The sequence below is a fragment of the Candidatus Obscuribacterales bacterium genome (assembly GCA_036703605.1).
In the GTDB taxonomy this organism is placed as follows: domain Bacteria; phylum Cyanobacteriota; class Cyanobacteriia; order RECH01; family RECH01; genus RECH01.
In genome coordinates, this window is record DATNRH010001122.1 from 1 (window position 1) to 1,178 (window position 1,178).

Annotated in this window: 2 protein-coding genes; one reads left to right on the top strand and one right to left on the bottom strand. The window is 55.8% G+C overall.

Translation table 11 applies throughout. The features are described 5' to 3' along the window. A partial coding sequence (locus tag V6D20_23380; protein ID HEY9818721.1) for a hypothetical protein occupies nucleotides 1-533 on the bottom strand: 533 nt, incomplete at its 3' end. A 12-nt stretch (nucleotides 534-545) separates the two neighbouring features. Here V6D20_23380 and V6D20_23385 point away from each other — a divergent pair. After that, the coding region (locus V6D20_23385) for a hypothetical protein (protein HEY9818722.1) at nucleotides 546-1,178 on the top strand (633 nt) is incomplete at its 3' end.

The window sequence follows — 1,178 nt, forward strand, 5'->3', positions numbered from 1 at the left end:
CCTTTCCCCAGTCTGTCCGCCCCCGGCTCCCGGATTTGGACTTTCTCAAACCCAACTTCATGTGGGTCCCCAACGACCGGATCAAAGCCACCCTTGATGCCACTACCCAATACTATCGCACCACCATCCATCACCCGTTCCGCAAACACTTCCGCTCTCGCTTCCCTGCGGCCAACGTCCGCCGCCTTCCCGAATGGTGGACCAGCGATACCATCTTTGCCGACTGCCCAGCCCATGATGATGGCATCCCTGGCCATGGAGGCTGTCAAATGCTGCAACTCTTTGGAGGTATTGACTCCAAGTTCCTCGTTGGCTACCCCCTCAGATCCAAGTCTGACATCTCCGCTGTGTACCAGGAGCTCCTCCGTGACATTGGAGCACCCATTGGTCTCAAAACTGACAATGCCAAGGCCGAAATCTATGGAAAGGTTGCCGACCTCCACCACCTCTACTGTGTCAAGGACAAGCAGTCTGAGGCCTACTACGAACACCAGAATCCCATTGAGCGCATGATTCAGGATGTCAAGCGCCAATCCAACTCCATCATGGACCGGCTTGCTATCCCATCCAAGTTCTGGCTCATCACCATGCTGTTTGTCATCGGTCTGAGCAATTGCCTGGTCAATACCAATGGTGTCATCCCCAACTCTGTTGTCACCGGGGAAGTCACTGATGTGTCTCCCTACCTCACCTACCATTTCTGGCAGGAGGTCTTCTACGAGGACTCCAAGAACGGTGGTGAGAAGCTCGGCCGCTGGTGTGGCCCTGCTGCCAAGAAGGGTGACTTCCTCACCTACTGGATTCTCACCAACGACACTGAGCAATTGATTGCTCGCAGCAACGTCCGTGCTGCCAAAGATCCCCTGTTCCCCAACCGCCGTGTTCGTCCACAGGGATCTCCCATTATCCCAGGCGGCCCTTCCATCGCTGACGGAGGGGAGACAGCCCCATCCGACCGTCCACCTGTCCTCTATACAGCTGCCGATCACATAGACCTAGCAGATCCAACAGCTCTGGAAGTCCCGAAGTTCTCTCCAGAGGAACTCCTTGGCCTGTCCTTCCTTCGAGAGACTGAGACTGGGGAGCAGTTCCGTGCCAAAGTCACGCGCAAGATCCTGGACCGTGAGGCTGAAGACCATCAGGCAATCAAGTTTCTTGTGTCCATTGGAGATGGGGAG